General features: G+C 53.4%; 29 protein-coding genes. 16 read left to right on the top strand and 13 right to left on the bottom strand.

Annotation, left to right across the window (positions count from 1 at the left end; translation table 11 throughout):
* The first annotated feature begins 313 nt into the window (after window positions 1–313).
* From dtpA to gstA, 3 genes are all read left to right on the top strand, one after another.
* Window positions 314–1,819: a dipeptide/tripeptide permease DtpA gene (gene dtpA, locus WH298_RS18450; protein WP_007892800.1), complete on the top strand. Its 1,506-nt coding sequence runs from the start codon at window positions 314–316 to the stop codon at window positions 1,817–1,819.
* A gap of 149 nt (window positions 1,820–1,968) precedes the next feature.
* A complete protein-coding gene (locus tag WH298_RS18445) occupies window positions 1,969–2,877 on the top strand; it encodes a LysR family transcriptional regulator (RefSeq protein ID WP_180823512.1) in 909 nt (302 codons plus the stop codon).
* Window positions 2,878–2,950: 73 nt separating this feature from the next.
* Window positions 2,951–3,556 (top strand): glutathione transferase GstA, encoded by a 606-nt coding sequence (gene gstA, locus WH298_RS18440; RefSeq protein WP_180823743.1) that lies wholly within the window; start codon window positions 2,951–2,953, stop codon window positions 3,554–3,556.
* Window positions 3,557–3,594: 38 nt separating this feature from the next.
* Here gstA and pdxY read toward each other — a convergent pair whose 3' ends face one another.
* From pdxY to anmK, 5 genes are all read right to left on the bottom strand, one after another.
* Entirely contained in the window at window positions 3,595–4,455 is an 861-nt protein-coding gene (pdxY, locus tag WH298_RS18435; protein ID WP_007892795.1) for a pyridoxal kinase PdxY, read from the bottom strand.
* 53 nt (window positions 4,456–4,508) lie between these two features.
* The gene (tyrS, locus tag WH298_RS18430) at window positions 4,509–5,783 is read right to left on the bottom strand and encodes a tyrosine--tRNA ligase (protein ID WP_007892793.1); all 1,275 of its coding nucleotides are present in this window, start codon (window positions 5,781–5,783) and stop codon (window positions 4,509–4,511) included.
* A 137-nt stretch (window positions 5,784–5,920) separates the two neighbouring features.
* Window positions 5,921–6,577: a pyridoxamine 5'-phosphate oxidase gene (pdxH, locus tag WH298_RS18425; protein ID WP_180823511.1), complete on the bottom strand. Its 657-nt coding sequence runs from the start codon at window positions 6,575–6,577 to the stop codon at window positions 5,921–5,923.
* Window positions 6,578–6,599: 22 nt separating this feature from the next.
* Window positions 6,600–6,929, bottom strand: coding sequence for an MliC family protein (locus tag WH298_RS18420; protein ID WP_180823510.1), 330 nt, complete (start codon window positions 6,927–6,929; stop codon window positions 6,600–6,602).
* Window positions 6,930–6,938: 9 nt separating this feature from the next.
* On the bottom strand, window positions 6,939–8,060 hold the full coding sequence (gene anmK / locus WH298_RS18415) for an anhydro-N-acetylmuramic acid kinase (protein WP_180823509.1): 1,122 nt from the start codon (window positions 8,058–8,060) through the stop codon (window positions 6,939–6,941).
* A 275-nt stretch (window positions 8,061–8,335) separates the two neighbouring features.
* On the opposite strand from anmK, the gene slyB reads away from it, so the two are divergent.
* Entirely contained in the window at window positions 8,336–8,803 is a 468-nt protein-coding gene (slyB, locus tag WH298_RS18410; protein ID WP_007892784.1) for an outer membrane lipoprotein SlyB, read from the top strand.
* Window positions 8,804–8,844: 41 nt separating this feature from the next.
* On the opposite strand, the gene slyA is transcribed toward slyB, so the two are convergent.
* Window positions 8,845–9,282: a transcriptional regulator SlyA gene (gene slyA / locus WH298_RS18405; protein WP_007892783.1), complete on the bottom strand. Its 438-nt coding sequence runs from the start codon at window positions 9,280–9,282 to the stop codon at window positions 8,845–8,847.
* 151 nt (window positions 9,283–9,433) lie between these two features.
* Here slyA and WH298_RS18400 point away from each other — a divergent pair, with 151 nt between their 5' ends.
* From WH298_RS18400 to WH298_RS18390, 3 genes are read left to right on the top strand one after another with little or no spacing between them, the layout of a single operon-like run.
* Window positions 9,434–9,670 carry a DUF1656 domain-containing protein gene (locus tag WH298_RS18400; RefSeq protein ID WP_007892782.1) on the top strand — a complete coding sequence of 79 codons (237 nt, stop codon included), beginning with the start codon at window positions 9,434–9,436 and terminating at the stop codon, window positions 9,668–9,670.
* A gap of 6 nt (window positions 9,671–9,676) precedes the next feature.
* Window positions 9,677–10,534, top strand: coding sequence for an efflux RND transporter periplasmic adaptor subunit (locus WH298_RS18395; RefSeq protein ID WP_007892781.1), 858 nt, complete (start codon window positions 9,677–9,679; stop codon window positions 10,532–10,534).
* A 7-nt stretch (window positions 10,535–10,541) separates the two neighbouring features.
* Window positions 10,542–12,542 carry an FUSC family protein gene (locus tag WH298_RS18390; protein WP_180823508.1) on the top strand — a complete coding sequence of 667 codons (2,001 nt, stop codon included), beginning with the start codon at window positions 10,542–10,544 and terminating at the stop codon, window positions 12,540–12,542.
* Here the strand turns inward: WH298_RS18390 and WH298_RS18385 are convergent, their stop codons facing one another.
* The 4 genes from WH298_RS18385 to WH298_RS18370 all read right to left on the bottom strand — a co-directional run bounded on the left by WH298_RS18385 (window position 12,543) and on the right by WH298_RS18370 (window position 14,951).
* The gene (locus tag WH298_RS18385; RefSeq protein ID WP_049851809.1) at window positions 12,543–13,010 is read right to left on the bottom strand and encodes a hypothetical protein; all 468 of its coding nucleotides are present in this window, start codon (window positions 13,008–13,010) and stop codon (window positions 12,543–12,545) included. It abuts the gene before it with no gap.
* Between the two features lie 133 nt (window positions 13,011–13,143).
* Window positions 13,144–13,662: a superoxide dismutase family protein gene (sodC, locus tag WH298_RS18380; protein WP_180823507.1), complete on the bottom strand. Its 519-nt coding sequence runs from the start codon at window positions 13,660–13,662 to the stop codon at window positions 13,144–13,146.
* Window positions 13,663–13,742: 80 nt separating this feature from the next.
* Window positions 13,743–14,639 carry an aldo/keto reductase gene (locus tag WH298_RS18375; RefSeq protein WP_180823506.1) on the bottom strand — a complete coding sequence of 299 codons (897 nt, stop codon included), beginning with the start codon at window positions 14,637–14,639 and terminating at the stop codon, window positions 13,743–13,745.
* Window positions 14,640–14,711: 72 nt separating this feature from the next.
* Window positions 14,712–14,951 carry a DUF1289 domain-containing protein gene (locus WH298_RS18370; protein ID WP_036621998.1) on the bottom strand — a complete coding sequence of 80 codons (240 nt, stop codon included), beginning with the start codon at window positions 14,949–14,951 and terminating at the stop codon, window positions 14,712–14,714.
* Window positions 14,952–15,180: 229 nt separating this feature from the next.
* Between WH298_RS18370 and eptA the strand changes: the two genes are divergently transcribed.
* The 5 genes from eptA (at window position 15,181) to rnt (ending at window position 19,889) form a co-directional block, all read left to right on the top strand.
* On the top strand, window positions 15,181–16,830 hold the full coding sequence (gene eptA, locus WH298_RS18365; protein WP_180823505.1) for a phosphoethanolamine transferase EptA: 1,650 nt from the start codon (window positions 15,181–15,183) through the stop codon (window positions 16,828–16,830).
* A 27-nt stretch (window positions 16,831–16,857) separates the two neighbouring features.
* Window positions 16,858–17,454 (top strand): TetR/AcrR family transcriptional regulator, encoded by a 597-nt coding sequence (locus WH298_RS18360; RefSeq protein ID WP_180823504.1) that lies wholly within the window; start codon window positions 16,858–16,860, stop codon window positions 17,452–17,454.
* Window positions 17,455–17,505: 51 nt separating this feature from the next.
* The gene (gene nemA / locus WH298_RS18355; protein ID WP_180823503.1) at window positions 17,506–18,603 is read left to right on the top strand and encodes an alkene reductase; all 1,098 of its coding nucleotides are present in this window, start codon (window positions 17,506–17,508) and stop codon (window positions 18,601–18,603) included.
* A gap of 101 nt (window positions 18,604–18,704) precedes the next feature.
* Window positions 18,705–19,112, top strand: a complete 408-nt coding sequence (gene gloA, locus WH298_RS18350) for a lactoylglutathione lyase (protein ID WP_007892766.1) — start codon at window positions 18,705–18,707, stop codon at window positions 19,110–19,112.
* Window positions 19,113–19,220: 108 nt separating this feature from the next.
* On the top strand, window positions 19,221–19,889 hold the full coding sequence (gene rnt / locus WH298_RS18345) for a ribonuclease T (RefSeq protein ID WP_049851815.1): 669 nt from the start codon (window positions 19,221–19,223) through the stop codon (window positions 19,887–19,889).
* Between the two features lie 37 nt (window positions 19,890–19,926).
* Here the strand turns inward: rnt and WH298_RS18340 are convergent, their stop codons facing one another.
* A complete protein-coding gene (locus tag WH298_RS18340) occupies window positions 19,927–20,262 on the bottom strand; it encodes a Grx4 family monothiol glutaredoxin (protein WP_175501675.1) in 336 nt (111 codons plus the stop codon).
* A 364-nt stretch (window positions 20,263–20,626) separates the two neighbouring features.
* Between WH298_RS18340 and WH298_RS18335 the strand changes: the two genes are divergently transcribed.
* A complete protein-coding gene (locus tag WH298_RS18335) occupies window positions 20,627–21,418 on the top strand; it encodes a C40 family peptidase (RefSeq protein WP_049851816.1) in 792 nt (263 codons plus the stop codon).
* A 56-nt stretch (window positions 21,419–21,474) separates the two neighbouring features.
* On the opposite strand, the gene cydH is transcribed toward WH298_RS18335, so the two are convergent.
* On the bottom strand, window positions 21,475–21,564 hold the full coding sequence (gene cydH, locus WH298_RS18330; protein WP_007892756.1) for a cytochrome bd-I oxidase subunit CydH: 90 nt from the start codon (window positions 21,562–21,564) through the stop codon (window positions 21,475–21,477).
* Between the two features lie 273 nt (window positions 21,565–21,837).
* Here cydH and purR point away from each other — a divergent pair, with 273 nt between their 5' ends.
* The gene (purR, locus tag WH298_RS18325) at window positions 21,838–22,863 is read left to right on the top strand and encodes an HTH-type transcriptional repressor PurR (protein WP_180823502.1); all 1,026 of its coding nucleotides are present in this window, start codon (window positions 21,838–21,840) and stop codon (window positions 22,861–22,863) included.
* On the opposite strand, the gene punR is transcribed toward purR, so the two are convergent.
* Window positions 22,860–23,771 (bottom strand): DNA-binding transcriptional activator PunR, encoded by a 912-nt coding sequence (gene punR, locus WH298_RS18320; RefSeq protein ID WP_180823501.1) that lies wholly within the window; start codon window positions 23,769–23,771, stop codon window positions 22,860–22,862. The two genes, purR and punR, sit on opposite strands and share 4 nt — an antisense overlap.
* A 110-nt stretch (window positions 23,772–23,881) precedes the next feature.
* Between punR and punC the strand changes: the two genes are divergently transcribed.
* Window positions 23,882–25,084, top strand: coding sequence for a purine nucleoside transporter PunC (punC, locus tag WH298_RS18315; protein WP_007892753.1), 1,203 nt, complete (start codon window positions 23,882–23,884; stop codon window positions 25,082–25,084).
* Between the two features lie 302 nt (window positions 25,085–25,386).
* Complete coding sequence (gene cfa, locus WH298_RS18310; protein WP_049851818.1) at window positions 25,387–26,535, top strand: cyclopropane fatty acyl phospholipid synthase; 1,149 nt, start codon at window positions 25,387–25,389, stop codon at window positions 26,533–26,535.
* The last annotated feature ends 37 nt before the right edge of the window (window positions 26,536–26,572 follow it).

The raw sequence follows: 26,572 nt of genomic DNA, 5'->3' as shown, positions 1-26,572 counted from the left end.
AGCGATATATTCTAATAAAGCCTGCCTGAGCAGTTTATATCAGGAAAATGATCTTCCAGATCTGCATTTAGCATCTTTATCCTGATATAATGCCACGCAGCAAGATTTAACACTGATTTACAACTTTGTATAACGGCATTAACCCTACCTATGACAAGTATTTCAGCGTGCAAAAAATGCTTGCCCTGATGGCGTGATTCAGCCAAATTAGTCGCCGTTTTTCCTTTCTAATAACAATGTTGCGCGGGATTACCCAGCCCGACGCAGACTTAATTCCTGTCACAAAACAGGCTATGTTAAAACTGAGGTACAAGTGTCAACTGCAAACAAACACACTGACGGGGCGCCAAGCCTCAACGCTTTTAAGCAACCGAAAGCGTTCTATCTGATCTTCTCCATCGAGCTATGGGAACGTTTTGGTTACTACGGTCTGCAAGCCATCATGGCGGTTTACCTGGTTAAACAGCTGGGAATGTCCGAAGCGGATTCCATTACGCTGTTCACCTCGTTTAGCGCCCTGGTTTATGGTTTAGTCGCTATCGGCGGCTGGCTTGGCGATAAAGTACTGGGTACCAAACGCGTGATTGTCCTTGGGGTGATTGTGCTGGCGCTGGGTTACGCGCTGATTGCCTTTTCTGGCCACGATACTTCAATGGTCTATATCGGCATGGCGACCATCGCCGTCGGTAGCGGCTTATTTAAAGCCAACCCCTCTTCCCTGCTTTCGACCTGCTATGAGAAAGATGACGCGCGCCTCGACGGTGCCTTCACCATGTTCTACATGTCGATCAATATTGGTTCGCTGTTCTCAATGATGCTGACACCGTGGCTGGCTGCGAAATATGGCTGGGGCGCGGCGTTCTCGCTGTCGGTGGTGGGCCTGGTCATCACGCTACTGAACTTCATGTTCTGCCAGCGCCTGGTGAAAAACTACGGCTCCAAGCCGGATTTCGCCCCGCTGCAGGTCGGCAAACTGCTGATGACGCTGGTTGGCGTGGTGGCGCTGGTGGCGCTGGCGGCGTGGTTGCTGCATCACCAAAGCATCGCGCGTATGACGTTGGGTGTGATCGCGGCAGGTATTGTGTTGATCTTTGCTAAAGAAGCCTTCGCATTGAAGGGCGCAGCGCGCCGTAAGATGATTGTTGCCTTCCTGCTGATGGTCGAAGCGATTGTGTTCTTCGTGCTCTACATGCAGATGCCGACTTCACTTAACTTCTTCGCTATTCGTAACGTTGAGCACGCGATTCTGGGCATCACCTTTGAGCCGGAGCAGTTCCAGGCGTTGAACCCGTTCTGGATTATGCTGGCGAGCCCGATTCTGGCCGCGGTGTATAACAAACTCGGCGACAAAATGCCGATGCCGCACAAATTTGCCTTCGGTATGGTGCTGTGTTCTGCAGCCTTCCTGGTGCTGCCGTTTGGTGCCAAATTTGCCAACGAAGCCGGCATCGTTTCTGTTAACTGGCTGATCCTTAGCTATGCGCTGCAGAGTATCGGCGAGCTGATGATCTCTGGTTTGGGTCTGGCGATGGTTGCCCAGCTGGTTCCGCAGCGCTTGATGGGCTTCATCATGGGATCATGGTTCCTGACTACCGCCGGTGCGGCAATGATTGCCGGTAAAGTGGCGAATCTGATGGCCGTACCCAGCGATGTCACCGATCCGCATGCTTCACTGGCAGTGTACAGCCAGGTATTCCAGCAGATTGGTATCGCAACAGGCGTGATTGCGCTGGTGATGTTGTTCACCGCCCCACTGTTGAACCGCATGACGCAGGATGATACGCAGACTGAACTGAAACGCGCGAACGCGAATCAGTAAATGAATAGCCGGGCGAGTCCCGGCTTTTTCTTGCCCTCGCTATTCCACTCTCTTTGCTCTTTTCTTTACGCTTTTCCGTCTAACACACTTCGCTTTTTGCTCACTTAACTTCATCATGACCCGTCACTGTTAATCAGAGTGGAATAATCATGGACAGGTTCGATGAGCTACAGGTGTTTGTCGCGGTGATTCAGCAGGGTAGCCTGGCCGGTGCCGCACGTCTGCTCCAGCGCTCGCCGCCGGTGATCACCCGCACCCTTAACACGCTGGAAGCGCGTCTGGCCACCACGTTGATTGAACGCACTACGCGTCAGCTGGCGCCTACTGAAGCAGGCTGGCAGCTGTTTGAACAGGCGCAACGCCTGCTGAGCGACTATCAGCGTGCGCTGGACAGCGCTCACCATAGTGGCCTGCATGGGCTATTGCGCATCACTGCGCCGGTGCAGTTTGGTCGCCATCATGTTATGCCGCTGGTGAGCAGCTTCTTACAGCAGCATGCCGAGATGCAGATTGAAGTGGTGCTAAGTGATAGCTATCAGGACCTGATTGAAAACGGCCTGGATATCGCCTTGCGCATTGGCGAATTGCAGGACTCCTCCATGGTGGCGCGTCAGGTTGGTAGCGTACGCTCAACGCTGGTTGCCAGCCCCGATTATCTAACGCTAGCCGGCATCCCCACCCATCCCGCTGAACTCGCTCAGCATGCGTTAGTGGCGAGTTTGCTGCATACGCGCGAATGGCGTTTTGCGCAGGATCTGCGTGTCCGCATTAACCCGCGCCTGCGCGTCAACGACGTGGAGAGCCAGCGGGAAGCGCTGCGTAATGCTCACGGAATCGGACGCCTGTTGTCGTATCAGGTTATCGATGATATCCACCGTGGCACACTCCAGCGTTTACTTCCTGAATGGGAACCGACCCCGCTTCCCGTACAGTTGGTGACGCAACGCGTAAAGAATATGACACCCAAGGTGAGGCAATTTTGGAATTTTGCGCTCGAAAAACTGCCTTTACTGCCATGCTTTGCTGAACAAAACCTCAAGGGTGACCGCAAATCCTGATCGCTGTCACTGGTAAAAATTACTGGCAGATTTATGCTGCTTCGATCACCACAACACTCAAGGAGAAGCCATGATGAAACTCTATTGCAAGCCCGGCGCCTGTTCACTGTCGCCGCATATTGTCGCGCTTGAATGTGGACTGGATTTTACTCAGGTGAACGTCGATCTGCAGAAGAAGGTTACCGAGCAGGGAGAGGATTACTGGCAAATTAACCCGAAAGGACAAGTTCCTGCGTTGCAGTTTGATGACGGCAGCATCCTGACCGAAGGTGTCGCAATTGTGCAATATCTGGCCGATCTCAAGCCGGATCGTAATCTGCTGGCGCCCACCGGCAGCCTGACGCGCTATCACACACTGGAATGGCTTAGCTTCGTGAGCAGTGAATTGCATAAAAGCTTTAGCCCGCTGTTCCGTGCGGATACACCAGAAGAGTACAAAGCCATTGTGCGCGCGCAGCTGGAGAAGAAGTATCAGGCGGTGAATGAGGCTTTGCAGGATAAGCAGTGGCTGCTGGGATTACGCTTTACCGTCGCCGACGTTTACCTGTTTGTGGTGACCCGCTGGGCTAAAGCCATCAAGCTGGATTTGGCTGGACTGGATGCGCTGGAAGCCTGGTTCAGTCGCGTCGCGGAGCGCCCGGCAGTGCAGGCGGCGTTGCAGGCGGAAGGTTTGGTTTAACCGAGTAAGGCCGGTGTAAAAAACCGGCCTGAAGAGGGTTACAGCTTTTCAGCCGCGAAGTGCTGCGTCGGTTTGGCAATCGCATCCTGCGCTGCTACCAGCTGTAATTCGTACTCGCCCATTTCGTGGGTTTTCAGCATCACTTCATACACCGCTGCGGTGATGTGCTCGAGCGCATCCTGCAGCGATTTACCGTGCAGCAGATCGACCAGCAGCAGGCCGCTGGTGAGATCGCCAACGCCCACCGGCTGACGGACGCCAAAGTCCACCAGCGGACGACTGATGTGCCAGCACTCTTCGGCGGTCACCAGCAGCATCTCAAAACGATCGCTGCGACGTCCGGCACGCGCCAAATGCTTCACCAGCACTACTTTAGGCCCTTTGCCGATCAGTTCACGGGCCGCGACTACCGCCTGCTCGACGTTAGCGACTTCATGGCCGCTGAGCATTTCCAGCTCCAGCAGATTCGGCGCGATGATGTCACTGGCGGGAAGCGCCATTTTGCAGTGGAACTCCGCCACGCCCGGCGCCACGATGCAGCCTTTTTCCGGATGGCCCATCACCGGATCGCAGAAGAACCACGCATTCGGGTTGGCTTCTTTAACCAGACGCACGATCTCCAGAATCTGTTCGCCCTGCTCCGCTGAACCTAAATAGCCGCTCAGCACCGCATCACAGGTCTTCAGGCGGTCAACTGCCGCAATACCTTTAACAATGTCAGTTAAATGCGTGGCGGGCATCACGGTGCCGGTCCAGTGACCGTACTGTGTATGATTTGAAAATTGCACGGTATTCAGCGGCCAAACGTTTGCGCCCATGCGGCGCATCGGGAATTCGGCGGCGCTGTTACCCGCGTGTCCGTAAACAACGTGAGATTGAATTGCGAGAATATTTTTCATTTTGCCCTGTACTGCCTTGCCATAAAAAAGGGCCGGATGCCGGCCCTGAACGCTTACTGCCAGTTTATCAGGCAGTAATGTTTTTTACCGCGACGCAACAACGTGAAGCGTCCAAACAGTTTATCGCTTTCGCTAAAACGGTACTCGGCGTCTGACTGCTTTTCACCATTCAGCGCTACCGCATTAGAGCCGATCATGGTGCGTGCCTGCCCGCGCGATGGCACCAGTTCAGCAGCGACCAGCGCCTGCTGCAGATCGTCTGCTGCCGTCAGCGTAATGGTTGGCATACCATCCTGCGCCAGCTGCTCGAAGTCAGCTTCGGTCATGGCACTCAGGCTGCCGGAGAACAGACTTTCGGTGATGCGTTTTGCTGCGGTCAAGCCGCTCTCGCCGTGCACCAGACGCGTCACCTGCTCAGCCAGCACGTACTGCGCGCGTGGCGCTTTGCCGCTGTTTTTGTCCTCTTCTTCCAGCGCATTGATCTCTTCAATGCTCATGAAGGTAAAGAATTTCAGGAAGCGATACACGTCCGCATCCGCCGTATTGATCCAGAACTGGTAGAACTTATACGGACTGGTTTTCTTCGCATCGAGCCATACCGCGCCACCTTCGGTTTTACCGAACTTAGTGCCGTCTGATTTGGTAATCAACGGTACGGTTAATCCCCACGCCTGCTGCTGATGCAGACGACGCGTCAGGTCGATACCTGAGGTAATGTTGCCCCACTGATCGGAACCGCCAATCTGCAGCACCACATCGTGACGCTTATTCAGCTCGGCAAAGTCATAACCCTGCAGCAGGTTGTAGGAGAACTCAGTGTATGAGATGCCCTGATCTTCACGGTTCAGACGCTGTTTCACCGCTTCGCGGTTGATCATCTGATTTACCGAGAAGTGCTTACCGATGTCGCGCAGGAAAGTCAGCACATTCATGCCGCCAAACCAGTCATAGTTATTGGCAGCAATGGCGCTGTTATCGCCACAGTCAAAGCTAAGGAATGGCGCGACCTGGTTGCGGATCTTGTCGACCCATTCGCCCACGGTTTCAGCGGTGTTAAGTTTACGTTCTGCTGCTTTAAAGCTGGGATCGCCAATCAGACCAGTGGCACCACCCACCAGCGCGACCGGCTTGTGTCCGGCATCCTGAAAACGTTTCAGGCAGAGCAGCGGCACCAGATGGCCCAAATGCAAGCTATCAGCGGTAGGATCGAAGCCGCAATAGAGTGCAATTGGCCCTTGCGCCAGTCGCTCTGCTAACGCTTCTTCATCCGTTACCTGGGCGACTAAGCCCCTTTCTTGCAATTGTTGTATCAGGTTACTGCTGGTCATCACTGACTCCAAATTGATCAGACTGCACCTAGGCTGGTACACAGCTTTCCGCTGACGTGCGGAGACGAAAAAAGAGGGCTATAGCATAAAGCGCTGGCGCCAACTGCGCCAGCGTTGAAAGGGGATAAAACGCAGTTTTACGGGGCTAAACGGTCAATCGTCCAGCCATTGTCCGCGCGCTGGTAGAGGAAGCGATCGTGCAGGCGATGTTCACCACCCTGCCAGAACTCCACGCTGTGGAATTTAACACGGTAACCGCCCCAGAAACTGGGCAGCGGCACGTCACCCTGCTGGAACTTCTGCTTTAGCTCGAGGAACTTACCTTCCAGCACACCGCGTGCAGAAATACGACTCGACTGCTTTGAAACCCAGGCTCCAATCTGGCTGTCGCGCGGGCGGCTGCTAAAGTACTTCAGCACTTCGAGCGGGGATAGCTTCTCCACTTCACCCAGCACCATCACCTGACGCTCGAGAAAATGCCACGGAAAGTGCAGTGAAATGCGCGGATTATCGGCCAGTTGCAGGGCTTTACGGCTGCCAAGATTGGTGTAAAAAACCATGCCCTGCTCGTCGTAATGCTTGAGCAAGACGATGCGCTGATACGGCTGTCCGCTACTATCAACGGTGGCTACCGTCATTGCCGTGGGATCGGGCAACTGTGCGGTGCAGGCCTGCTGCAACCACTGTTCAAACAGCGCCAGAGGATTATCTGGCAGATCTTTACGCCGTAGCCCGCCGCGGGTATATTCACGACGCAAATGGGCAATGTTTTGCAAGCTGTCACTGTCGCTCATGCTGTTTCTTGTTCCCTAACGTTTACTTGACGGAGATATCCGCGCTCTGCAGTTCACAATCATTAATCACGATTTTGTTATTACGTTCAACAAAAGCGCCATTGCCTTTTGACCAGAAGACGTAATTACCATCGCTATAGCGCGCGCCAGATGCCGAAACGGTTTGCGTCAGCGTCAGCGGTTTGCCATCCAGAATAAAACTCACCTGCTGCTTCGCATTATCCTGCGTAACCGTTAACGGTAAGGTGCCGCACTGATAATGCAGCTGCTGCGGTGTTTGTTCCTGTTTATGCAGCATGCCGCAACCGCTTAATAGCGCGACGCTACTCAACAGAATGACGATTTTCTTCATGTTTACCTCTTAACGAAGGGGCCGTGGATTGGCGGGATAAATGGCGCCCAGGACACTCATTTCTCGCGCACCGGTTACTGCAGGCAAGTTGCCTGCTAAACCGTTCAAGGTGCGAAATGCCAGCCAGGCAAAGGCCAGTGCTTCCATATCATCACCACTGATGCCGGCTGCGTCAGTGGTGCCGACTTCGGTACCCGGCAGATAGGTCGCCAGGCGCGCCATCAGTAGCGGATTGCGGCTGCCCCCGCCGCACACCAGCAGTCGATCGCAACCGTCGTTGAGCTGTACCTGCTGCGCTATCGTCAAGGCCGTCAGCTCGCTGAGCGTGGCCTGAACGTCTTGCGGTGCCAGCGCAGGGAAACGCTGCAGCTGTTGTTCTATCCAACTGAGATTGAAGTATTCACGCCCGGTACTTTTCGGTGCCGGCAGCGCAAACCAGGGATCGTTGAGCATCAACTCCAGCAGCGCCGGCACCACGTTGCCACTGCGTGCCCAGGCGGCATCTTTATCGTAAGGCAACGCTTTATTACGCCAAATCCAGGCATCAATCAGCATATTGCCGGGGCCGGTGTCAAAGCCGCGCACGGGCTGGCCCGGTATCAGCAGCGACAAATTGGCGATGCCACCGATGTTGAGCACCATGCGACGTTCCACGCTGTCCATCAGCAGCGCCTGATGGAAGGCGGGGACCAGCGGCGCACCCTGACCGCCCAGCGCCATATCGCGGCGGCGAAAATCGCCGATAACGGTGACGCCCGTTGCGGCGGCAATCTGATTGTTATCACCAATTTGTAGCGTATTGGGCGCATCACTTTGTGGCTCGTGCCACACCGTTTGCCCGTGACAGCCAATCGCCATGATATCGCTGGCCTCCAGCGATTGCTGGTGCATTAAGGTTAATACCGCTTCAGCAAACAGCTTGCCCAGCCGCGTATCCAGCTGACCGAGCTGCGACAACGTTAGCGTTTGTCCCTGACAGATCGCCAGCACCTGCTGACGTAGTTCCTGCGGGATCGGGTGGCAATAGCTGGCCTGCTGCGCCACCATCTGTCCATCAATCGCCGCCAGCACTACATCCACACCGTCAAGGCTGGTGCCGGACATCACGCCTATATAGCGCCCTGATTTCATCGCGATTCACTCCCTTAATATCATCTGGCTTAAGCCTGGCAAATTACCGGGGCTAATTCTATGATAAAATTCCGCTTTTCAGCGCTGCTGCGCAGTGCATTCCAGCTCAAAAATATTTTCGTCACGTAATTGAATTTTTGTTGAGGCGGAATGGTCTATGCTTCGCCCCAGCCGCGTTTTATACGGACTTAGAGTCAATTGCCAGTTTTCTGTCTTATACTGTTTGCAGTACAGGATGAGATATATGGCGTTTTTATGCATTAAGGAGCGTTCTGATGATTAAGCGTTTTGTAGCCGTGGCGTTGACCGGCTTAACTCTGGCAGGTTGTGCCAACGACAGCACCCTTTCCGGTGACGTTTATAGCGCCAACGAAGCTAAACAAGTACAAAGTGTTTCTTACGGTACGCTGGTATCGGTTCGTCCGGTTAAAATCCAGGGCGGTGATGAAAACAACGTGATTGGCGCGATTGGTGGTGCAGTACTGGGTGGTTTCCTCGGTAACACCATTGGCGGCGGCAGCGGACGTAGCCTGGCCACTGCTGGCGGTGCCGTGCTCGGTGGCGTAGCCGGTCAGGGCGTGCAGGGTGCGGTTAATAAGTCTGATGGTGTAGAGCTGGAAATCCGTAAGGATGATGGCAACACGATTATGGTGGTGCAGAAACAAGCTGCCACCCGTTACTCGGTTGGCCAGCGCGTCGTCATGGCGTCAAACGGCAGCCAGGTGACCGTTTCACCGCGTTAAGCATGCTGATAAAAAAAAACCGACGCCGGGCGTCGGTTTTTTTATTTCTCGCGGTTGTGAAACTCAAGAATGTTTTTTTCCAGTCGCGCAATCAGCGTCACCATCTGATTGATCTCTTCCAGGCTGATGCCGGATAGAATGTCATCGCGCGTAGCATCAATCACATTTTCAACCTGCTCAATAATAGGCTCGGCCTGTTTGGTCAGCTTAATGCGCTTAGCACGACGATCGTTAGCGCAGGTAGCGCGGGTGATTAAGCCCTTCTCTTCCAGCTGATCCAGCGTGCGCACCAAAGAAGGCTGCTCAATGCCAATCGCCTTCGCCAGCTGAATCTGTGACTGCTCTGGCGGGAGTTGATGAATGTTGTGTAGCGTCACCCAGTGTGTTTGTGTCAGCTCAAGCGGTTTCAAACGTTGATCAATTAAAGCGCGCCAAATGCGCACCAGGCGAGACAGATCGGTTCCCAAGGGCGTATCCATTGCATCTCCTTATAATTAGCTTGCTAGCTATTAAGCCAGGTTTTACACTATTCTGCGAGTTTACCTGGCAAATTACAAATATCAGGCCAGCGCATATGCTTGCTGTCTAGACTCTATTTAGATGAATCCCGGTCAAAAAGGATGATGACACGTGTCCCTAACCGCTTTTTCCCCCAGCGCACCGCTTACCGATCTGGTATTCGGCGCCTCGCTGTTTTTTCCACCGTTGTTTAAAGCGGTGCTGCTCGGTTTCTTCTTTTGGCTACTCATCCACCCGCTGCTGCGCGGCTGGATCTACTCCGGCGATGTCTGGCATCCCACGTTAATGGATCTTTCCCTGTTTGTACTTTGCGTCGCTGGCGCATTATGGTTACTGAGCCTCGGATAAATCACTATGAAATTCAACCCTTTTAAGTATTTTTCAACCGTAGTGATCTTTGCTCTGGCCCTACTCGCGGGATGGTGGATGTGGAATTACTATATGCAATCGCCCTGGACGCGTGACGGCAAAGTGCGCGCCGAACTGGTCGATATTACGCCGGAAGTGTCAGGACGCATCATTGCGCTCAACGTCAGCGACAATCAGTTTGTGCATAAAGGTGACACCTTGCTCAAGCTTGATCCGGTGCCCTGGCAAATTGCTGTCGCCAACGCTGAAGCGCAATTAGCCAAAGCGCAGGCCGATCTCGCCAAAGCTCAGCATGAAGCCAATCGCCGTGCCAGCCTGCCGCGTAATGTCATTTCTGCCGAAGATATGGATGCTGCACGTTTAACCGCTAATGCCGCCACGGCGACCGCAAAAGCGGCCCAGGCCAGCCTCGATCAGGCGCGCTGGAATCTCGATCAAACCAGCGTGACCGCCCCGACCGATGGATGGATCAGCAACCTGACGCTGCGCACCGGCAACTATGCAACCGCCGGCACGCCGCTGTTTGCACTGGTGGATAGCCACTCTTATTACGTGATGGGGTATTTCGAAGAGACCAAGCTGCGCCATATTCAGCCCGGCGCGGTCGCGCACATTGTGTTGTACAGCAACGGCGCCAGATTGCAGGGCAAAGTGGAGAGCATCGGGCGTGCCATTTACGACCAAAGCGTGACCAGCGATGGCGGACTGGTGCCAGATATCAAACCCAACGTTCCCTGGGTACGCCTGGCGCAGCGCGTGCCGGTGCGCATTCGCTTAGATGCACTGCCGGATGGCGTGCCGCTGGTAGCGGGCACCACCTGCACCATCTCTATCGTCCACTGAGGCCTCCATGAATTTTCAGTGGCTGGCATGGCAAAATTTGCCGTGGATAAAAGCAACCGGTGGCGAATGGCGCTATGCGCTGCGCAATGGCATCGCGATGTGTCTGGCATTAACCCTCGCTTATGCGCTGCAACTCGACGAACCTTATTGGGCGATGACGTCGGCGGCGGTGATCAGTTTTCCCACCGTGGGTGGCGCAATCAGTAAAAGTCTGGGGCGTATTGTGGGTAGTTTACTCGGTGCCAGCGCTGCGCTGTTGATTGCCGGACATACGCTGAATGAGCCCTGGCTGTTCGCCTTTTTTATGGCCGGTTGGCTGGCGTTCTGCACTGGAATCGCCAATCACTATCAAAACAACGTGGCTTACGCATTCTCGCTGGCGGGTTACACCGCCGCCATTATTGCGTTTAGCAGCGTAAACATCACCGACGTCACTCAGTTATGGGATATCGCTCAGGCGCGCGTCTGCGAGGTGATCTCCGGCATTCTGTGCGCCGGATTAATGATGATGATTCTTCCCTGCACCTCCGATGGCAATGCATTGATGAGCTCGCTTCGTCAGATGCACGCACGCTTACTGGATCATGCGGTGCTACTACTGCAGCAGGGCAGTACCGATAACGTGCGCACCGCACATGAGAACGTCATCAGCCAGATTCTCACCATGAACCTGCTGCGCATTCAGGCATTCTGGAGCCACTATCGCTTCCGCCGCCAGAACAACGTGTTGAACTATGTGCTGCATCAGCAGCTGCGCCTTACCAGCGTGCTCTCCAGCCTGCGCCGCATGCTGCTTAACTGGCCGGATGCACCGCCTGAACTCTACAACGCCATCACGCAACTGCTGCACGAGCTGGCACAACCACAATGTGACAAATATCGGCTAGCCCTGATTCTGCGCGGAATCACGCCATCCGCGAGTGGTGATTTTCGCCAACGCGCGTTTGTTCAGCGCCTGCGCTATTTCTGCTGGGTGTACCTCAATGTTAATCGCTGGATTCGTCTGATTGAGCGCGCCGACGCAGACACGCGTTTTCAGCCGCCCTACGCGCCTTCGCTGGCGCGTGAAAGCGACAGCGCCGAAGCGGGCTGGAGCGCGCTGCGCACTTTTAGCGTTATCATGTTGGGCTGCGCATTTTGGATCACCACGCAATGGGATTCCGGCGCCGCCGCCCTGACGCTAACCGCCATCGCCTGCGTACTTTACTCTTCCGCACCTTCACCCAGCGGCAGCGTATCGCTGCTGCTGAAAACCTTACTGTGGCTGTCGGTGTTTAGTTTTGTGCTGCAGTTCGGCTTGATGGTGCAAATCAGCGCGCTCTGGCAGTTTTTACTGGTGCTGTTCCCGCTGCTTATCACCCTGCAGCTATTTAAATTGCAGCAGAAGAAGCGCGCGGGTATGTGGGGGCAATTCATTGTCTTTATGGGATCGTTTATTGCCGTCACCAATCCCCCGGACTGGGATTATCAAAGCTTTCTCAATGACAATATAGCGAAGGTATGTGGCGTGCTGCTGGCCTGGGTGGCATTTCAGGTATTGCGCCCCAGTTCTGATGCCCGCCGCAGCCGTCGCCATATTCGTGCCTTGCGACATGCCTTTCTCGATCAGCTACGTCGCCATCCGCGTCTGAGTGAGAGCCATTTTGAATCGCAGATTTATCATCACATTAGCCAGTTGAGTAACAGCCGTGATGAAAAGGCGCGCGTTTGGCTGCTGCGCTGGGGCGTGGTGCTGCTCAACTGTTCGCATATTGTCTGGCAACTGCGCGAATGGCAGCCGACATCGCACACCCTGGCGCACATGCGCGACAGCAGCCTGCAAGATTTACAACGTATTATGAGCCTGCGTGGTGTCCATCACACCGCGCTACAGGCCACGTTAGATGAACTGGACACCATGATTGATCAACTGCAGCAGCAGCCGGAAAACGAAGCAAATACCTTAGCCGGCATTTTGTGGCGATTACGCTGTTCGCTGGGCCAGCTGGCGCAGGCTGTACCTGATTAATTACTGGCAATATTGCGTGGTTTGGCGCTCAAAATCTTCCTGCAGTTGTTGCAGTGATTTTTGCCCTTCAAACCGGGTTTTATCCTGATCGAACTTCGGTTCCAGCACCAACGCCTTCTCTTCTGAAGAGTAGATAAAACGACGATTTAACAGCGTGCCAGTAAAACTCTTGCCGCTGATACCACCGCATACCACTGTTATGCCGTGACGATAAATGGCGGTATTGATGAAATTGGTCTCGCTGGCACTGCGCAATACATTCTGACACCCTTTGGCTTCCAGACGTTGAAGTGTGCGATGCGTTAACCATTCACGACCACGGGCAATATCTTCACAGCTGGCCCGAAGTGGATTGGTGTCTACCGTCCACTGTAATTGCCGACCGGCCTCCAGACGCAGCTGTGTGTCATTTGGTTGATCACATCCCACCAACAATAAACATAACAGCATCATCCCACGCGTTTTCATTCCTGCCCCTGAGCGTTTTATTCCTGAATCAATATCATAGGACGGAAAAAACGCGGAGTGTAGCGGGAAAATGGGTCAACTTTTTACAAACGGAACAATCAGGGCGACAACATATCCATTGCCGCCCGTGAGGTTAGATGACGCCGCAGGCAAAACGTGCGCCACCGCCACCAAGCGGCTGTGGATGGTCGGCATGATTGTCACCGCCCACATGCACCATTAAGGCTTTACCTTTGATTTCGCTGAGGGATTTAATACGCGGAGCAACGACAGGATAACTCGCTTTGCCATCCTCCGTTACGAATAGCGCGGGTAAGTCGCCCAGATGACCATCGGCATAGGGCCCGAGGTGCTTGCCGGTGTTTTGCGGATCGAGATGACCACCAGCCGCACCGGCCGCCACCGTTTTGCCATCGGATTCGCCCGGCTCACAGCTGCCTTTAGCATGGACATGAAAGCCATGAATCCCCGGTTTGAGGCCGGTTAACGCCGGAGTAAATTGCAGGCCATACGGTGTTTCGCTAATGGTGACTTTGCCAATCGCTGCGCCAATACCTTGCGCCGTGGTTTCATGCAGCGTGACGTCTTCTGAAGCAGCCTGCGCGCCAGCGGCGCAGGCCAGGGTCAGCATAACAATGAGGGTTTTCTTCATAACGTCTCCTTACGGTTAGATGCTCTGTAAGCCTGGACTGCTTTCAGCCAGGCTGCCGTAATTTGACGCAGCTTTACGCTTTAGGGCACATCGTAACCGATCGCGGCTTTACGAATGCGGAACCACTGCTGACGATCAAGCGTGAGCTGGCACGCCGCAACCGCTTCGCTGACGCGTTCACTTTTGCCTGAGCCAATAATCGGTAACGGACGGCTTGGCAATTTCATCACCCACGCGTACACCACCTGCTCGATATTACTGGCGCCAATTTCCTGCTTCACCTGCTCCAGCTCATCGCGCAGCGGCTGATAATGGGGATCGTTAAACAGTCGACCGCCGCCGAGGCAAGACCATGCCATCGGTCGGATGCGATTCTGCTGACACTGATCGAGCGAACCGTCCAGCAGCGGCGTTTGTTCCAGCGGTGAAATCTCCAGCTGGTTGGTGACCAGACTGAACGGTAAACGCGATTGCAGCAGCGTGAACTGCGAGGCAGTGAAGTTGGACACGCCGAAATGGCGCACTTTGCCACTCTGATGCAGGGCGATAAAGGCTTCTGCAACTTCATCAGCATCCATCAGCGGATCCGGGCGGTGAATCAGTAATAAATCGAGATAATCCGTATTCAAATGGCGCAGCGAATTTTCCGCGCTGTGCAAAATATGGCTGGCATCCGTATTGTAATGACCGATGTGATGTTCTGGCTTAGCGCGCGTCGCGATGCCGCATTTGGTGACAATTTGCAGCTTCTCGCGTAATCCAGGTGCAAGACGCAGCGCGGCCCCGAAGGCGGCTTCGCATTGGTAATCACCGTAAATGTCGGCGTGATCAACGGTGGTGATGCCCAGTGCAAGGTGGTGCTCAATAAACTGCACCAGCTGCTGTGACGTCATGCCCCACTCCATTAAGCGCCAGTATCCCGCAATCAGCGGTGAAAAGGACGGTCCCTGCGGTGCAATAGCTTGCGGTTTCAACATGGTTAAACTCCCTCAAATACGAATCCAGATGACGAAGGCGGGAGTATAACGGAAAGGAAAAATATCGGTTTCTTAAAACAGCTCTGGTTGTTGAGGATCATGATCTTCATCCACTTTCTGCTGACGCTGCAGTCGTAACCAGCGTTGTCGGCATAGCCGCAGCACATCGCGTTTTTGTGCGTCGCTGAACTTCATCCAGTTAAAGCGCTCTTCCCGGCTGCGCAAACAGCCACGACAATAGCCACGCGCGTCACTTTGGCAAACGCCACGACACGGGCTAGGAACGGGGAAGAACTCTAATTGCTCAGCCACATCAACTCCGGGGTTAACAACTTGCAGCACAGTGATAACAGCTTAATGACATAGTACAAAGAGTAAACGCTAATTGCGCATAATCAATACGCCAGCCGCAGCCGGTAACCGCTGTTTACCAAATAGCCAACCTACAAAAGGTCTAAAATAAGTCTGTTTAGCTGTGGTTAAGGTTTTCCTCATAATGTCTTCATACGATTGTCACATTACAACTTACCGTTGAGTTTTCATGAAATTCAGGAACATATTCCAGTGCAGCACCAGCGGATTTAATCTTATTGCTGCGCTGTTCTTCGCCTTAGTATTGAACGCCCTGTTTCTGCTCCACGCCTGGGAGATGATCGTCTACGATCGCCCACACGCGTATCTGTTCGCCGCCAGTATCCCGCTGGTTCTGACCGCGGCTTTTTATATGATTTTCTCCCTCGTTGCCTGGCCTTATATCCGCAAGCCAGTGCTGATTGTGCTGGTGATCATCAGCGCTGCCGCCAACTACTTTATGCACAGTTTTGGCACGGTGATTGACACCAATATGATGCAAAACGTGTTTGAGTCCGATCGGCAGGAGGCTGGGGCGTTAATCAGCGTTCACTATTTAGTATGGATGTTGGTCATGGGCCTGGTTCCGGCAGCATTGCTGTGTATCGTGAGGATTAGTAAGGGACAACGTTGGTGGTGGAATCTGGTGCAGCGCCTGGTCGGTGCATTGGGCGCAATCTTGTTGATCCTGCTGATGGCGGTGCTGTTTTATAAAGATTACGCCTCCTTGATTCGCAACAATAAAGGCCTGATAAAAATGGTCACGCCCGCCAATATCCTCAGTGGCGGCGGTCACTATGTCGATCAGCGCTATCTACTGGGTAATCAGGCGTTGGTGAAAATAGGTCAGGATGCGCGTAAGGGCCCGCTCATTAGCGCCGCCCAAAAGAAAACGCTGGTAGTGCTGGTGGTGGGTGAAACCGCGCGCGCAGAGAATTTCTCCCTTGGCGGTTACACGCGCGAAACTAACCCGGAGCTGAAAAAACAGCAGGTCATCTATTATCCCAATGCCACCTCGTGCGGCACAGAAACCGCTATTTCAGTGCCCTGCATGTTCTCGAATATGCCGCGCGTACACTATGACGCCAATCTGGCGCATCATCAGGAAGGCGTGCTCGACATCCTTGCCCATGCTGGCGTGAGCGTACTGTGGCGCGAGAACGATGGTGGCTGCAAAGGTGCCTGTGACCGGGTGCCGCACAGCGATATGACACAGTGGAATCTGCCGCAATATTGCCACGATGGTTTCTGTCAGGATGATGTGCTGCTGCATCGTTTGGATAACTACGTTGCGAGTCTGCATAACGACGGCATTATCGTGCTGCATCAGATGGGCAGCCACGGTCCCGCTTACTATCAGCGCTATCCGGCTGAATTCCGCCGCTTTACGCCAACGTGTGATAGCAATCAGATCCAGGATTGTGATCATCAGGCGCTGGTAAATACCTATGATAATTCGCTGTTGTATACCGACGATATGCTGAGCCGTACCATTGATAAACTGAAAGGTCTGAGCGATCGCTTTAACGTGGCGCTGGTTTATCTCTCCGACCATGGCGAATCGCTTGGCGAGCGCGGTATGTATCTGCACGGGGCGCCCTATCTGTTTGCCCCCTCGCAACAAACGCATATTCCACTGCTGATGTGGATGTCGCCGGGTTACGCCGCAGCTAATCACATCAATGAAAACTGTTTACGCCAGCAAGCTGCCGATAATAAGGTCTCGCAAGACAATCTTTTCCATACCGTTTTGGGCATGTTCAATATCCAGACGCAAGCGTACCAGCCGCAGTTGGACATGATCAGATCGTGCCAAAACTCCACTCAAGGGTTGCGTTAGACTGACTGGTCTAATAACCTGCGACCCATGACTAAGACGCTGCAACGCAATGATACTCGTGAACATCTGCTCGCCATTGGCGAGCAGGTTTGTTTGCAGCGTGGTTTTACCGGCATGGGCCTGAATGAGATGCTGACGCTGGCGGAAGTCACCAAAGGCTCTTTCTATCACTACTTCGGTTCGAAAGAGGCATTTGGCGTTGCGCTAATCGAGCGCTACTTTGCCAACTTCTTGCAGCAGATCGAGCAGCAGCTCAACCAATCCGGGCTAACACCGAGAGAACGTCTGTTACAGCATTTTCGCCATGGCGAAACGCTGTTTATCGAGCAAGGTCATATTGTTGGCTGCCTTGGCGTCAAGCTGTCGGCTGAAGTGTGCGATCTGTCTGAACCCATGCGTGATGCTTTACAGCTCAACGCCAATGCCATCATCGCAGCCTATACGCGCTGCTTGAGCGAGGCCGCGGCTGAACAGCCGTTGCCGTTCAATCAAACGCCGCATCAGCTGGCGCAGCGCTGTTATTTGCTGTGGTTAGGCGCCAGTTTGCAGAGCAAGATTTCCCGAGAGCCTGGCCCAATCAGTCTGGCGCTTGAAACCATCGAACAGTGGCTTTTAAATCACTGATTTTTTTTAAACCGCAGTCGCTAGACGACCGGTCTTCCTGGAGCAACTTACATGGCGAGCAAACAGTTATTCTCTCCCCTTAAAGTGGGCGCGATTACCGTACCTAACCGCATTTTCATGGCCCCGTTGACGCGCCTGCGCAGCATTGAGCCGGGTGATATCCCTACTCCACTGATGGCGGAGTATTATCAGCAGCGTGCCAGCGCCGGTTTGATCATCACCGAAGCCACCCAAATCTCTTTCCAGGCGAAAGGTTATGCCGGTGCGCCGGGTCTGCACACTCAGCAGCAAATTGCCGCCTGGAAAGTGATTAACGAAGGCATTCATGCCGCAAACGGTCATAGCGCCGTGCAGCTGTGGCATACCGGCCGTATTTCACATAACAGCGTACAGCCCGAAGGCAAAGCCCCGGTGGCGCCAACTGCGCTGGCCGCCGGCACGCGTACGTCTCTGCGTGCGGCAGACGGTAGCGTCTATCGTGAAGACACCTCGCTGCCTCGCGAGCTGTCAGTGGCCGAAATCCAGCAGATTGTGAAAGATTTCGGTCAGGCGGCTTTCAACGCGCGTGAAGCGGACTTTGACCTGCTTGAGCTGCACTCCGCGCACGGTTATCTGATGCATCAATTCCTCGCGCCAGAATCTAACCAGCGTAGCGATGAATATGGCGGTTCAATTGAGAAGCGTGGCCGTTTCGCGCTCGAAGTGGTGGATGCGGCGATTGCCAACTGGTCTGCCGATCGTATTGGTATCCGCATTTCGCCAATCGGGGCCTTCCAGAATCTGGAAAATGGCCCGGAAGAAGAGAAAGCCGCGCTGTGGTATATCGCCGAACTGGGCAAACGTGGCCTGGCGTATCTGCACTTGTCGGAGCCTGACTGGGCGGGTGGACAGCCTTATAGCGATGCCTTCCGTGAGAAAGTGCGCGCGCTGTTCCCTGGCGTGATCGTTGGCGCCGGCGCTTATACCGTTGAAAAGGCCGACGATCTGATTGCGCGCGGCCTGATTGATGCCGTGGCGTTTGGTCGCGACTTTATCGCTAACCCGGATCTGGTGGCACGTCTGCAACAAGATGCGCCACTCAATCCGCAGCGTCCGGAAAGCTTCTATGGTGGCGGCGCGGAAGGTTATACCGATTATCCAACCCTGTAAGACCGAGACTGCCGGGCAGAATGTCCGGCAGTGTTTTTTCATCAGGGTATATACTAAGTGGTCTTGTCATTCCCTGATGACGTTTTGAAAAAGAGGATGTTATGCGTTTACTTCACACCATGTTACGCGTTGGCGATTTGCAACGTTCCATCGATTTTTACACCCGTGTGCTGGGCATGCGCGTGCTGCGTCAGAGCGAAAATACCGAATACAAATACACCCTGGCTTTCGTGGGCTACACCGAAGAGAGTGAAGGCGCGGTAATTGAGCTGACCTACAACTGGGGCGTGGACAAATACGATCTCGGCAATGCTTACGGTCATATCGCGCTGGGCGTGGACAATGTAGCGGACACCTGCGAGCGCATCCGCAGCGCGGGCGGCAACGTCACGCGTGAAGCGGGCCCGGTGAAAGGGGGTTCCACTATTATTGCTTTTGTTGAAGATCCAGACGGCTACAAAATTGAGCTGATCGAAAACAAACATGCCGGTCACGGCCTCGGCAACTAATGCCGATTGTCAGCCTGCTTATTTGCGGGCTGACTTCCCTCTCCTGCTGCACCCTCCTGCAATTTTTGCCATAATGCGCGCTGCCCTATTTATTGCCATGAGATCCTGATGTCTGAATCGAACGCTTTAAACGCTCTCCACCAACGCTTCCGTGGTTTTTATCCTGTCGTGATCGACGTCGAAACAGCCGGTTTTAACGCGCAAACCGATGCCTTGCTAGAGATTGCCGCCACAACGCTAAAAATGGACGAAGACGGCTGGTTACATCGTGATGAAACGCTGCATTTCCACGTAGAACCGTTTGAAGGTGCCATTCTTAATCCTGCGGCACTGGCGTTTACTGGGATCGATCCGACCAATCCGCTGCGCGGCGCGGTCAGCGAATATGAAGCCCTGCATGCAATTTTTAAAATGGTGCGCAAAGGCACTAAAGACAGCGGCTGCAATCGCGCGATTATCGTGGCGCACAATGCCACCTTCGATCTCAACTTCGTCATGGCGGCTGCTGAACGTGCCAGCCTGAAGCGCAATCCGTTCCACCCTTTTGCCACTTTTGATACCGCGGCATTAAGCGGCTTAGTGCTGGGACAAACGGTGTTGGCGAAGGCGTGTAAAGCGGCGGGGATGGATTTTGACAGTACGCAAGCGCATTCGGCGCTGTATGACACCGAACAGACGGCCACGCTGTTCTGTGAGCTGGTAAATCGTTGGAAGCGTCTCGGCGGCTGGCCGCTGGCCTTCAGTGAGGAATCTGCAGACGACGCGTCTGCTGAATAGTGAAAGAAAAGGCCGACAACGTTGTCGGCCTTCTGCATTATTCCGCTTCTTTATACTTCTCTGCGGTCTCTTTCAGCAGCGGCTGAAGTTCGCCGCGCTGGAACATCTCAACGATGATGTCGCAGCCGCCAACCAGTTCACCGTCAACCCATAACTGCGGGAAGGTCGGCCAGTTAGCGTACTTTGGCATTTCAGCGCGGATATCGGGGTTCTGCAGGATGTCCACGTACGCGAAACGCTCGCCACAGGCTGACAGCGCCTGCACCGCTTGCGCCGAGAAGCCGCAGCTTGGCAGCTTTGGAGAACCTTTCATGTACAGCAAGATCGGGTTTTCTGCGATCTGACGCTGAATTTTTTCAACAGTACTCATTATTGCCTTCCTTAATCCTTCACTTCGTGTTTGTTTATTGTAGCGATTTCGCTCCCGTACTGAAAACGGGATTTTGTGTTTGCGCGGGTTAATCGCCATGTTTGTTAAGTTCATGCATGACAAATAACATTTTCATATCATTAATTGGCATTAATAAATTAATAATTAGCAATAGTTTCGCTGCGTTAAGCAGCTGAAATAGCTCATTTTTGCTACAGAATCAATCTGGTAACATATTAATGGAAAAAGGCCTTACCTTTTGCAAAAAAAGTGGATTAGAATTGCCTCGGCGCTGGTCACTTGATCAGATTTCTCTCACTTTGCCGCAGTCTGTTTTCATTCAGCCTGCTTAACCTGTAACCGGATTATGCGTCTACTGATTACGCTTTTCATACTGGCTTTAGCCCAACTGTTCTTTAATGTGGCCGCTGCATCTCCGCATGCGCCCGTTAACGCCAGTACGTTAAAAGCAGAGAAAAAGAGCGCACGTGAAGACGAGCGCCGCAAACGACGTCCGGTGAAAACCACAACTAAAAAATCGCGCCTGACTGCCGTCCAAAAATTCAAACTCAAAAAACAGACACCGACAGAAACCGCGCTGCACAAAACCACCAGCAAAAAATCCTCGCTGAAACTCTCCGGTAAGAAATACGGTCATCAACGCCTAGCGAAAAAGTCATCTGCGATTGAAGTTGATGATGAAGCCATAGCGCTTACCGGCATCAAAATGAGCAAAGCACATCGTCAGCGCTATCAAAAAGCGCGTGAGACGGCGATGACCAAATTAATGGGCCAGCTTGGCAAACCCTATCAGTGGGGCGGTACCTCACCTCACACCGGCTTCGATTGCAGCGGCCTGGTGTGGTACGCCTATAAAGACCTGGTAAAGTTCAAATTCCCGCGCACCGCCAATGAAATGTATCACCTGCGCGATGCGGCACCGATAAAGCGTGAAATGCTGGAGAAAGGGGATCTGGTGTTCTTCCGCATCAACAATCGCGGCACCGCCGATCATGTCGGTGTTTATCTCGGCAATGGCAAATTCATTCAGTCACCGCGCACGGGTAAAGATATTCAGATTAGCGCATTAGGTGAGGATTACTGGCAGAAACACTATGTAGGCGCGCGTCGTATGATGACGCCAAAAACCATTCGCTAGCGGTTGCGCAACGCCAATAAAAAAGCCGGATGCTGTTAACAGCTCCGGCTTTTTTGTTAATGCATGATCGCGGTAAAGCTGAATGCGATAATCATTAACAGTGCGCCAACCGTCGTCATTAGCGCCAGCTTCAAATCAGTATTCATCACGCCTCCTTAGTCACACAATCTTTAGGGTTAAAGCGATTTTCGCACAGCAGTGGGCAAAAATCTCGTGTTATCCGCGCTAGCTTGCTAGAATCGCCGCCTTTCGTTGCGCAACAGATTTCGCGCCTGCTGTATTTACAGCATGATGAAGTGATTTCGCCTGCTAAACACCCCCATTTCGCCCGCTTTTTGGGCTGTAAAAGCATTAGCAGACGCAAACGTTTAACAATATACTTATCAGTAAGTTGCGATAATCCCAGGAGTACCATTTTCATGGCAACAATTAAAGATGTCGCGAAGCGCGCCGGTGTTTCAACCACCACGGTTTCGCATGTCATCAACAAAACGCGTTTCGTTGCGGAAGAGACGCGTAACGCCGTATGGGAAGCGATCAAAGAATTGCATTACTCGCCAAGTGCCGTGGCGCGTAGTCTGAAAGTGAATCACACCAAAACTCTGGGCCTGCTGGCAACGTCGAGCGAAGCGCCCTACTTTGCCGAAATTATTGAAGCGGTAGAAAATCACTGCTTCGATCGCGGCTATACGCTGATTCTCGGCAACGCGCACAACGATTTGCAGAAACAGCGCGCTTATCTGTCGATGATGGCGCAAAAACGCGTCGATGGTTTGCTGGTGATGTGTTCTGAGTATCCGGACGATCTGCTGCAAATGCTGGAAGAGAACCGCAATATCCCGATGGTGGTGATGGATTGGGGCGCTTCACGCGGTGATTTTACCGATACAGTGCAGGACAACGCGTTTCAGGGTGGCTATCTCGCGGGGCGTTATCTGATTGAACGCGGTCATCGCGACATTGGCGCGATTCCCGGCCAGATGGAGCGCAACACCGGCGGCGGACGTCACGCGGGTTTCCTGCAGGCGATGAACGAGGCGGGCATTGCGGTACGTTCAGAATGGGTGGTTCAGGGCGATTTTGAACCTGAATCAGGTTACCAGGCGATGCAGCAGATTTTAAACCAGAAACAGCGGCCAACCGCCGTATTCTGCGGGGGCGACATCATGGCCATGGGCGCGATTTGTGCCGCCGATGAGATGGGTTTACGTGTGCCACAGGATATCTCGGTAATTGGTTACGACAACGTGCGCAACGCGCGCTATTTCACTCCAGCCCTGACGACCGTGCACCAGCCGAAAGCCGAACTGGGTGAAAAAGCGCTGGAAATGCTATTGGATCGCATCACCAGTAAACGCGAAGATCCGCAAACCATTGAGGTGCAGCCAACGCTGATTGAGCGTCGCTCAGTGGCGGATGGCCCGTTCCGCGACTATCGCCGCTAAACCGAGACTTCGCTGAGCCATTCGTGGTTCAGCGTTTCAGCATCCCCGAGATATACCAGTAACCATTCCAGTGCCGGTGACGCACGTTGTTCAGCCCAGCTGACGCAACACGGACTATCCGGAAAGGCTTGCGGCAATGGCAATTCTACCAAACGGTGATTATTCAGCAGCGGCCGCGCCAGATGACCCGGCACCATTCCGACGCACAATCCCGCCTGCAGGCACTCCAGCCCGGCTTCCCAATCCGGCACCACCAGCCGCCGCTGATTATCCAGCGTCCATGTCATACGACGCGGCAGCGCACGCGAGGTGTCTTCCAGCACCAGGGATGGCCACACACGCAGCGTTTCATCATCCAGCAGTTCACTGTTGACCAAAGGATGATCGGGGCTCACCACGCAGCGCCAGTTAAGCGCGCCCATATCCTGAAAAGCAAAGCGCCCGCCGACCGGGATCGCCTGAGTGGCACCAATCGCCACATCAACACGTCCGTCAGCCAGGGCATCCCACACGCCATTGAACACCTCAAAGCTGATGATCAACTCCATATCTGGAAAATGACGATAGAAATCCTTTACCAGTTGTCGGGTGCGCTGCGGTTTTACAATGCAGTCAACGGCTATGCTTAACTCACCGCGCCAGCCATTGGCCAGCTGCTGGCACTGCCTGCGCGTTGCCAGCATTTTTTTGATAACAGACCGCCCCTCCCGCACAAAATGTTCGCCGGCCGGCGTCATTACCACCTCGCGATGTTGACGTTCGAACAGCGGCACCGCCAGCCAGGTTTCAAGCTGACGTACCGTATAGCTGACAGCAGAGGGCACGCGATGGAGCTCCTGCGCCGCTGCGCTAAAACTACCGGTGCGCGCCACGGCATCGACCACTTCAAGTGCATATTCTGACCACATAAATTTGCCTTCAAAAATTTTAACAGCACTGTGCAAATATTAGCGTTTCACAAAGCGCGCTGCATCCTTTTACACTCCCCGCCGTTCAACCTGCCCAAAAGAGAATCAACATGTTGTCGTCTAAAGCATTTATGCCTTACCTTGCCGTGCTCAGTATGCTCGGTTTTCTTGCCACGGATATGTATTTACCTGCTTTTGGCGATATGCAGCGTGATTTTGCTAGCGCGCCGGGCACCATCAGCGCCAGCCTGAGCCTGTTTCTCGGCGGCTTTGCTTGCGCGCAGGTTTTTTGGGGGCCGTTGTCGGATCGTTACGGTCGCAAGCCCATTCTTCTTGCCGGCCTGGCCATTTTCGCGCTCGGCTGTTTGGGGATGCTGTGGGTTACTGACGTGCGCCTGATGCTGGCGCTGCGCTTCGTACAGGCGATTGGCGTTTGCGCCGCAGCCGTGAGCTGGCAAGCGCTGGTGGTGGACCATTATCCTAAAGCGAAAGCGAACAAAGTCTTTGCCACCATTATGCCGCTGGTTGCGCTCTCTCCAGCGCTGGCACCTTTGTTAGGTGCGTGGCTTATCAGCCATTTCCACTGGCGCAGTATTTTCATCGCGCTTACGCTGATCGCGCTGCTATTACTGATTGGTACCCTGCAGTTAACGACAGTGAAACGCGAAAAAGTCACCAGTGGCCAACAACCTGGCTGGTTAACCTTGCTGGGCACCCGCGTTTACAGCGGCAATGTATTAATTTACTCCGCTTGTTCAGCGAGTTTCTTTGCCTGGTTGACAGGTTCGCCCTTTATTCTCGCCGCTGCGGGTTTAACGCCGGGCGATATTGGCCTGAGTTACATCCCTCAAACCATTGCTTTCCTTATCGGTGGCTTTGGCTGCCGGGCGATGTTAAATCGTTATCAGGGGGCACAACTACTGCCGTGGTTGCTGGTGGTGTATAGCCTGAGCATCCTGAGCCTGTTTGTGATTGCCCTGATGCCATCAGCCCCGCTGTTTGTGTTGCTAATGCCCTTCTGCGGTATGGCGTTGGCCAATGGTGCCATCTACCCGATTGTTGTCGCCAGCGCATTAGCGCCCTTCCCGCACGCCACCGGCAAAGCCGCGGGTTTGCAGAATCTTTTCCAGTTAGGTTTATGCTTCGCCGCCAGCCTGTTGGTATCAGCCGGGCTGGAGAAGGCGCTGTTCAACACCACGTTAGTGATGGTGGCAACGGTCGTTTTGGCATGGGTCGGCTTCATCTGCCAACGCGCAATAAGCGCACAAAGTGATATTGCCCACACTTCCCGTCCCTGCGAAGATAATCAGTAAGGCAACGATTATCGTTAGCAAACTAACGATAATCCGTTGAATATTGACCCACGTGAGCATATACTCTGTGGGTCCGTATTTCTGCTATAAATCAATAATATAAATGTAATACCTTTAGCGACTCTGTCGCGGGATGGCGTCTGCACGATACTCCAGTGTTGCGTCAATGTTTTCTCATCAAATTCATACCTCTGTAAAACGTCGGATTTCTGGCGCACGGATTTTCCGTGAGTTCTCTCACAGGTCTTGGGAAATTGGCTATTCTTTTTCTCAGGTTCAGATCGGAAGGTGATGGAGAAGCTATGAGTTCATCTGTTATAGAAGAAGTGAGCCTTGAAGAAAACCACTGGTTTCGGATCGTCAATGAACTGCTAGAGCGCGCTGATATTGCAGTTAATGGCACTCGTCCCTGGGATATTCAGGTAAAGCATCCAGATTTTTTTAAACGCGTACTTGAGGAAGGATCGCTCGGTTTAGGTGAAAGTTACATGGATGGTTGGTGGGAGTGCGAACAACTCGACATGTTCTTCCACCGCGTATTAAAACACCATCTGGATAAACAATTACCACGGCATTTTAAAGATACGTTGCGAATTGCAGCAGCGCGTCTCACTAATTTGCAGTCAAAGAAACGAGCCTGGATTGTCGGTAAAGAACATTACGATCTCGGTAATGATCTCTTCACATTGATGCTTGATCCCTACATGCAATATTCATGTGGCTACTGGAAAGAGGCTGACACCCTGGAAAACGCGCAGCAAGCAAAACTGGATATGATTTGTCGCAAGTTGCAACTTGAACCAGGCATGACATTGTTGGATATCGGCTGTGGTTGGGGTGGTCTGGCAGAATATGCGGCACGCCATTACGGGGTAACCGTGCAGGGTGTCACTATATCCGCCGAGCAGCAAAAACTGGCACAACAACGCTGCGAAGGGTTAGATGTCACTATCTTGTTGCAGGATTATCGCGACCTCAATAATCAATATGATCGTATTGTTTCCGTCGGGATGTTTGAACACGTCGGGCCGAAAAACTATGCCACTTATTTTGATGTTGCCGATCGCAATCTCAAGCCAGACGGCATATTTTTGCTGCACACCATTGGTGCCCTCACCACGGATATGAACGTCGATCCATGGATTGATAAATATATATTCCCGAATGGTTGCCTGCCGTCGGTGCGGCAAATTGCCGATGCCAGTGAGCCACATTTTGTTATGGAAGATTGGCATAATTTTGGCGCGGATTACGATACAACGTTAATGGCCTGGTATGAACGTTTTCAGACAGCATGGCCGCAGTTAGCCGAGAACTATGGCGAACGTTTCAAACGGATGTTCGACTATTATCTCAATGCCTGCGCCGGTGCGTTTCGCGCGCGTGATATACAGCTGTGGCAGGTAGTCTTTAGTCGTGGCAAGGATGGCGGATTACGCGTTGCGCGTTAATAAAGGTTATTAAGTCAATCAAGGCGCCACTCGGCGC

This window comes from Pantoea nemavictus (assembly GCF_037479095.1).
In the GTDB taxonomy this organism is placed as follows: domain Bacteria; phylum Pseudomonadota; class Gammaproteobacteria; order Enterobacterales; family Enterobacteriaceae; genus Pantoea; species Pantoea nemavictus.
Note: the sequence above shows the minus strand (reverse complement) of the source record. Positions and strands in the feature narration are given on the sequence as shown.

Excerpts from the sequence above, each read along its gene's own strand:
- WH298_RS18445 (WP_180823512.1), top strand. The coding sequence starts at position 1,969 with ATGGACAGGTTCGATGAGCTACAGGTGTTTGTCGCGGTGATTCAGCAG.
- gstA (WP_180823743.1), top strand. The coding sequence starts at position 2,951 with ATGAAACTCTATTGCAAGCCCGGCGCCTGTTCACTGTCGCCGCATATT.
- pdxY (WP_007892795.1), bottom strand. The coding sequence starts at position 4,455 with ATGAAAAATATTCTCGCAATTCAATCTCACGTTGTTTACGGACACGCG.
- tyrS (WP_007892793.1), bottom strand. The coding sequence starts at position 5,783 with ATGACCAGCAGTAACCTGATACAACAATTGCAAGAAAGGGGCTTAGTC.
- pdxH (WP_180823511.1), bottom strand. The coding sequence starts at position 6,577 with ATGAGCGACAGTGACAGCTTGCAAAACATTGCCCATTTGCGTCGTGAA.
- WH298_RS18420 (WP_180823510.1), bottom strand. The coding sequence starts at position 6,929 with ATGAAGAAAATCGTCATTCTGTTGAGTAGCGTCGCGCTATTAAGCGGT.
- anmK (WP_180823509.1), bottom strand. The coding sequence starts at position 8,060 with ATGAAATCAGGGCGCTATATAGGCGTGATGTCCGGCACCAGCCTTGAC.
- slyB (WP_007892784.1), top strand. The coding sequence starts at position 8,336 with ATGATTAAGCGTTTTGTAGCCGTGGCGTTGACCGGCTTAACTCTGGCA.
- slyA (WP_007892783.1), bottom strand. The coding sequence starts at position 9,282 with ATGGATACGCCCTTGGGAACCGATCTGTCTCGCCTGGTGCGCATTTGG.
- WH298_RS18395 (WP_007892781.1), top strand. The coding sequence starts at position 9,677 with ATGAAATTCAACCCTTTTAAGTATTTTTCAACCGTAGTGATCTTTGCT.
- WH298_RS18390 (WP_180823508.1), top strand. The coding sequence starts at position 10,542 with ATGAATTTTCAGTGGCTGGCATGGCAAAATTTGCCGTGGATAAAAGCA.
- WH298_RS18385 (WP_049851809.1), bottom strand. The coding sequence starts at position 13,010 with ATGAAAACGCGTGGGATGATGCTGTTATGTTTATTGTTGGTGGGATGT.
- sodC (WP_180823507.1), bottom strand. The coding sequence starts at position 13,662 with ATGAAGAAAACCCTCATTGTTATGCTGACCCTGGCCTGCGCCGCTGGC.
- WH298_RS18375 (WP_180823506.1), bottom strand. The coding sequence starts at position 14,639 with ATGTTGAAACCGCAAGCTATTGCACCGCAGGGACCGTCCTTTTCACCG.
- eptA (WP_180823505.1), top strand. The coding sequence starts at position 15,181 with ATGAAATTCAGGAACATATTCCAGTGCAGCACCAGCGGATTTAATCTT.
- WH298_RS18360 (WP_180823504.1), top strand. The coding sequence starts at position 16,858 with ATGACTAAGACGCTGCAACGCAATGATACTCGTGAACATCTGCTCGCC.
- nemA (WP_180823503.1), top strand. The coding sequence starts at position 17,506 with ATGGCGAGCAAACAGTTATTCTCTCCCCTTAAAGTGGGCGCGATTACC.
- gloA (WP_007892766.1), top strand. The coding sequence starts at position 18,705 with ATGCGTTTACTTCACACCATGTTACGCGTTGGCGATTTGCAACGTTCC.
- rnt (WP_049851815.1), top strand. The coding sequence starts at position 19,221 with ATGTCTGAATCGAACGCTTTAAACGCTCTCCACCAACGCTTCCGTGGT.
- WH298_RS18335 (WP_049851816.1), top strand. The coding sequence starts at position 20,627 with ATGCGTCTACTGATTACGCTTTTCATACTGGCTTTAGCCCAACTGTTC.
- cydH (WP_007892756.1), bottom strand. The coding sequence starts at position 21,564 with ATGAATACTGATTTGAAGCTGGCGCTAATGACGACGGTTGGCGCACTG.
- purR (WP_180823502.1), top strand. The coding sequence starts at position 21,838 with ATGGCAACAATTAAAGATGTCGCGAAGCGCGCCGGTGTTTCAACCACC.
- punR (WP_180823501.1), bottom strand. The coding sequence starts at position 23,771 with ATGTGGTCAGAATATGCACTTGAAGTGGTCGATGCCGTGGCGCGCACC.
- punC (WP_007892753.1), top strand. The coding sequence starts at position 23,882 with ATGTTGTCGTCTAAAGCATTTATGCCTTACCTTGCCGTGCTCAGTATG.
- cfa (WP_049851818.1), top strand. The coding sequence starts at position 25,387 with ATGAGTTCATCTGTTATAGAAGAAGTGAGCCTTGAAGAAAACCACTGG.